This is a genomic window from Streptomyces sp. S6, from assembly GCF_054880855.1.
On record NZ_JBTYMC010000388.1, the window covers coordinates 1 to 5,507 of the forward strand.

At 72.2% G+C, this 5,507-nt stretch carries 6 protein-coding genes; 1 reads left to right on the forward strand and 5 read right to left on the reverse strand.

Annotation, left to right across the window (positions count from 1 at the left end; genetic code table 11):
- The 4 genes from ACVNF4_RS31880 to miaA form a co-directional block, all read right to left on the reverse strand.
- Positions 1–1,704 (reverse strand): RelA/SpoT family protein (locus tag ACVNF4_RS31880; protein ID WP_461806357.1); only part of this gene is annotated, 1,704 nt, incomplete at its 3' end.
- Between the two features lie 288 nt (positions 1,705–1,992).
- Positions 1,993–2,871, reverse strand: a complete 879-nt coding sequence (gene dapF / locus ACVNF4_RS31885) for a diaminopimelate epimerase (RefSeq protein WP_461806358.1) — start codon at positions 2,869–2,871, stop codon at positions 1,993–1,995.
- A 74-nt stretch (positions 2,872–2,945) separates the two neighbouring features.
- Positions 2,946–3,608, reverse strand: coding sequence for a hypothetical protein (locus tag ACVNF4_RS31890; protein WP_461806362.1), 663 nt, complete (start codon positions 3,606–3,608; stop codon positions 2,946–2,948).
- A 108-nt stretch (positions 3,609–3,716) separates the two neighbouring features.
- Positions 3,717–4,655, reverse strand: a complete 939-nt coding sequence (gene miaA, locus ACVNF4_RS31895; RefSeq protein WP_461806359.1) for a tRNA (adenosine(37)-N6)-dimethylallyltransferase MiaA — start codon at positions 4,653–4,655, stop codon at positions 3,717–3,719.
- 146 nt (positions 4,656–4,801) lie between these two features.
- Here miaA and ACVNF4_RS31900 point away from each other — a divergent pair, with 146 nt between their 5' ends.
- Positions 4,802–5,053 carry an antitoxin gene (locus tag ACVNF4_RS31900; protein ID WP_461806360.1) on the forward strand — a complete coding sequence of 84 codons (252 nt, stop codon included), beginning with the start codon at positions 4,802–4,804 and terminating at the stop codon, positions 5,051–5,053.
- Positions 5,054–5,118: 65 nt separating this feature from the next.
- On the opposite strand, the gene ACVNF4_RS31905 is transcribed toward ACVNF4_RS31900, so the two are convergent.
- The coding region (locus tag ACVNF4_RS31905; protein ID WP_461806361.1) for a class III extradiol ring-cleavage dioxygenase family protein at positions 5,119–5,507 on the reverse strand (389 nt) is incomplete at its 5' end.

The window sequence follows — 5,507 nt, forward strand, 5'->3', positions numbered from 1 at the left end:
CGGGTGCGGCAGCGGCGCGTCGGCACCGCGACGGCCGGAGCGCCCCCGGACGGCGTTCCCGGCCTCGGGCGCGGCGTCCTCCTCGGCGGCCTTCTCCAGGGCGGCACCCCGCCCCTCCGCGGGGTGTGTGGACAGCCAGCGCTGGATGGCGATCCGGGCGGCGGGGGTGTGGGCGTGCTCCAGCCACTCCCTGGAGGGCTCGGAGGCGGGGTCCTGGCCCATCAGGAGCTGGACGGTGTCCCCGTCCCGCAGAGCGGTGCTGAGGGTCGCCAGACGGCCGTTCACGCGGGCCCCGATGCAGGCGTGGGCGTCCTCGCCGTACTGCGCGTACGCGGCGTCGACGCACGTGGCCCCGTCGGGCAGGCCGAGCGTGCCGCCGTCGGGGCGGAACACGGTGATCTCGCGGTCCTGGGCGAGGTCCTCGCGCAGGGTCGACCAGAAGGTGTCCGGGTCGGGCGCGGCCTCCTGCCAGTCGAGGAGCCGGGAGAGCCAGCCGGGCCGGGTCGGGTCGACGCGCTCGTCGCTCGCCGTCTGCTCCTCCGCCGAGGCCGCGTAGGGGTTGCCGAGGGCGACGACGCCGGCCTCGGCGACCTTGTGCATCTGGTGCGTGCGGATCAGCACCTCGGCGACCTGGCCGTCCTCGCGCGCGACGGCCGTGTGCAGCGACTGGTAGAGGTTGAACTTCGGGACGGCGATGAAGTCCTTGAACTCCGAGACGACGGGCGTCATGCAGGTGTGCAGCTCGCCCAGGACGGCGTAGCAGTCGGCGTCCTCGTTGACGAGCACCAGGAGCCGTCCGAAGTCGGAGCCCCGCATGCTGCCGCGCTTGCGGGAGACGCGGTGCACCGAGACGAAGTGCCGTGGCCTGATGAGGATCTCGGCCTGGATGCCGGCCTCGCGCAGCACCCCGCGCATGCTCTCGGCCATCTCGGCGAGCGGGTCGTCCGCGCGGGACGCGTTTCCGACGACCATCTCGCGCGTGCCCGCGTACTCCTCGGGGTGGAGGATCGCGAAGACCAGGTCCTCCAGCTCGGTCTTGAGCGCCTGGACGCCGAGGCGTTCGGCGAGGGGGATGAGGACGTCCCGGGTGACCTTGGCGATGCGCGCCTGTTTCTCGGGGCGCATCACTCCGAGGGTGCGCATGTTGTGCAGCCGGTCGGCGAGTTTGATCGACATCACGCGGACGTCGCTGCCGGTGGCGACGAGCATCTTGCGGAACGTCTCGGGTTCGGCGGCGGCCCCGTAGTCGACCTTCTCCAGCTTCGTGACGCCGTCGACGAGGTAGCGGACCTCCTCGCCGAACTGCTCGCGCACCTGGTCGAGCGTCACATCGGTGTCCTCGACGGTGTCGTGGAGCAGGGACGCCGTCAATGTCGTGGTCTCCGCGCCGAGTTCGGCGAGGATCAGCGTCACCGCGAGGGGGTGGGTGATGTACGGCTCGCCGCTCTTGCGCATCTGGCCGCGGTGCGAGGACTCGGCGAGCACGTACGCGCGGCGCAGCGGTTCGAGGTCGGCCTCGGGGTGGTGGGCGCGGTGGGCCTCGACGACGTGGCCGATCGCGTCGGGCAGGCGGCCTCTGGCGGCCGGGCCCAGGAAGGCGGCACGACCCAGCCTGCGCAGGTCGATTCGGGGGCGGCTGCGCCATCGGGGGACGGCGGGCACCACCGGGCCTGGGGTCGCGGGATTCGTCGCCTCCGCACTCATGGGCACCTCCGGCTGCGTGGACCGGCGGACGAGTGCCCCAGGGCGGACACGGCTCGGGGACTGGTTTCGGTCTCCCGTCCGGGCCGGTGCTTGATGCTACCGAGCCCACCATGTGCGGCTGACCGCCTCTCGCCGAGCGTGAAACGGATCACCCATTCGAGCGACACTCCGGTGATTGACTGTTTCGCGCCACTGTGGCTCAGGCGGATCGTTCTTTCCAGCCCCCGGACGTGCGAAAGGGGCGGTCCCGTACGGTGACGGGCCGCCCCTGCCTGCGAAGTGAAGCCGCTACGCGCGCCCGCGAGAGGCGTCTTCCAGCCACCCGGATTCGATCGTTCCTTCGGCGACGATCACGGCGGGACCGGTCATCTCGATCTCGCCGTCGGTCCGTTCGGTGATGACGAGGCGTCCGCCGGGCACGTCCACCGTGTACGTCACGGGTGTGCCGGTGACGGCGGGGTCGGCGCCGTCCCTGCGCGCGGTGGCGACGGCGACGGCGCATGCGCCCGTGCCGCAGGAGCGGGTCTCGCCGGAGCCTCGTTCGTGGACCCTCAGGGCGACGTGCCGGGGGCCCCGGTCGACGACGAACTCGACGTTGACGCCCTGCGGGTAGGCGGAGGCGGGGCTGACGGGCGGGGCGGCGAACAGGTTGCCCGCGTGCGCCAGGTCGTCGACGAAGGCGACGGCGTGCGGATTGCCCATGTTGACGTTGCGCGCGGGCCAGCTGCGCTCGCCGACGGTCACCTCGACGTCGCCCTCGGGGAGGCGTGCGCGGCCCATGCCGACCGTGACGTCGCCCTGTTTGTCGATGTGGACGCGCTTGACGCCCCCGCGCGTGGCGACCGCGAGGTCACCCTCCTCGACGTGTCCGGCGTGCTGGAGGTAGCGCGCGAACACGCGCACGCCGTTGCCGCACATCTCGGCCACCGAGCCGTCGCCGTTGCGGTAGTCCATGAACCACTCCGCCTCGGCCGCCATCGCGCGCGCCTCGGGGTGCTCCGCGGACCGGACGACGTGCAGCAGCCCGTCACCGCCGATGCCCGCGCGGCGGTCGCACAGGGCGGCCACGGCGGCGGGCGGGAGGTCCAGGGTGTTCTCCGGGTCCGGGACGATCACGAAGTCGTTCTCGGTCCCGTGCCCCTTGAGGAAGGCGATCCGCGTGCTCATTCCTCGATCGTACGGCGTGGGTACGACAGCGCCGCTCACACGGGGTGACGACGACAGGCCTCCGCGCGCGGGCCTCAGCGCAGCCGGGCGACGCGCCAGACGGCGAGGACCACGGCCGCGGCGACCATCACGACGTACCCGAGGACGACCCGCCAGTCGGGGCGGCGCCCGGACCCCTTCGGGGGCAGTCCCGGCCACGCGTGGCCGACGCGGCGGGCGGCCGTCATGCCCCAGCCCGCGGCGCACGAGCAGATCAGCAGACCGAGCATGGCGACGACGGCGCCGCTGTCGCCGAAGTCGAAGGCGAGCGGGAAGGCGAACATCAGGGAACCGACGGTGGCCAGGGCGACGATCGGGGCGAGCTGCCAGATCCGCAGCCGCCGCTGGGGCCGCAGTTCGACCTCGACCTCGGGTCCGGAGGCGAACATCTCCTCGGGCTCGGGTCCGTCGTCCGTGACGCCGTCGGGTGTCTCGTCCGTCTCGTCGGGGCCGTCGGAGGTGAGACCGCCGTCGGCGTCCGAGGAGCCGGGAACGGGCTCCTCGGGGACGCCCACGGGCTGGGGGAGGTCGTTGTCCGGCCGTCCCAAGGCGTTGTTCTCGCGTCCGCCCGGACGCGGGATGCCGCCCAGTCGGGGAGAGCCGTCCGCGTCCGGCAAAACGTCGTCCGGTTTCCGTCCGTCCTGCCCGGGCAGGCGGTTCTCGGTGCCTTGTGCGGTGTCGCGAGGGCCGGCCTCCATCGCCACGCGCCCTCCCAACTCGGACTCCACTTGGTCGATCGAAGCTCGATGATGGCACGGCACGACAGGCCCGGATGACGGCCTGGGCGTCCCGATGCCATGACGTGATCAGGCTGTGACCGGTCGTTCGACCAACGCCGATGCGAGGCGCGGAAGTTCCTCCCGGTCCGCCGCGGCCCCACTCAACCAGTGCACCCGCGGATCGCGCCTGAACCACGAATCCTGACGGCGCGCGAAGCGCTTGGTGGCGCGGACCGTCGCGGCCCGCGCCTCGTCGTCGGTGCACTCCCCGGCGAGCGCGGAGAGGATCTGCTGGTAGCCCAGCGCGCGCGAGGCCGTGAGGCCGTCACGCAACCCCTGCGCCTCCAGTGCGCGCACCTCGTCGACGAGTCCCGCCTCCCACATGCGGTCGACCCTGCGGGCGATGCGCTCGTCGAGTTCGGGGCGCGCGACGTCGACGCCGATCTGGACGGTGTCGTACACCGAGTCGTGGCCCGGGAGGTTGGCGGTGAAGGGCTTGCCGGTGATCTCGATCACTTCGAGCGCCCGGACGATCCGGCGGCCGTTGCCCGGCAGGATCGCCCGCGCGGCGTCGGGGTCGGCGACCGCCAGGCGCGCGTGCAGGACGCCAGGGCCGTGCAGGGCCAGCTCCTCCTCCAGGCGGGCGCGGATCTCGGGGTCGGTGCCGGGGAACTCCAGGTTGTCGACGGCGCCGCGGACGTACAGCCCGGAGCCGCCGACGAGGATCGGCCAGCGTCCCTCGGCGAGCAGGGCGTCGATCCGCGCGCGGGCGAGGCGCTGGTACTCGGCGACCGAGGCGGTCTCGGTGATGTCCCAGATGTCCAGGAGGTGGTGGGGAACTTCCGCGCGCTCCTCGATCGTTAGCTTGGCGGTACCGATGTCCATTCCCCGATAGAGCTGCATGGAGTCGGCGTTGACGACCTCACCGCCCAGCCGCTGGGCCAGAAAAACACCCAGATCGGACTTTCCGGCCGCGGTCGGTCCGACGACGGCGATGACTCGGGGGGCGAGGGGTGCGCTGCTCACGGCACCAGTCTCGCAAACCTCGCGGGCCGCGCTCGAACCGGTGAGGTGACGGGATCGGAGGGGCGCGAGTACCGTGTGAAGCAGATATGGGCGTTTTGCGAAGTTCTGACGGTTGCAGGTGACGCACCACGAGGGAAGGTGACCCGATGGGTCTCATGGACAACTTGAAGGCCAAGCTCGGCCCGGCCAAGGACAAGGTCTCCGACCTCGCCCAGCAGCACGGCGGCAAGATCCAGGACGGCATCGACAAGGCCGCCAAGGCGGTCGACGAGCGGACCAAGGGCAAGTACAGCGAGAAGATCCACTCCGGCACCGACAGGGCCAAGGGCGCGGTGGACAAGCTCGCCCACAAGGACGACGGCACGACCCCGCCCAGTTCCCCGCCCCCGGCGTCCTGACCGCGCCCGGGACAGCCCTCGGCGGACGGCCTCCCGGGGCCGCCCGCCGGCCAGTTCCCGGCGCTCTACGACCAGGTCGCGACCACGTACCCCACCCCGTACGGCGCGTCCTCGTACAGCAGCTCGCCACTCAGCCCGGCATCCTTCCCGGCCCCCGCCAGCACCTGCCAGGGCGCCCGCCCCGACGCCATCAGCTGGCGGGCCAGCTCGACGTCCATGGTCTCCAGCGCCGTGACGTCCGCCTTGCCGAGCGCCTGCCCCATCTCCGCGTCGAAGGGCGCCGCCCGCTCGTCGAGGTAGCCCGGCGCCTTGAGCGTCCGGCAGGCACTGGCGTCGCCCATCACCAGCAGCGCGATCGCCCACGCCGCCACGAACATGCCCGTGACGACGAACCCCAGCGTGTTGAGGTCGAGGCCGGAGACCCAGTCCCAGAAGGGGCCGTGGAGGGAGAGCT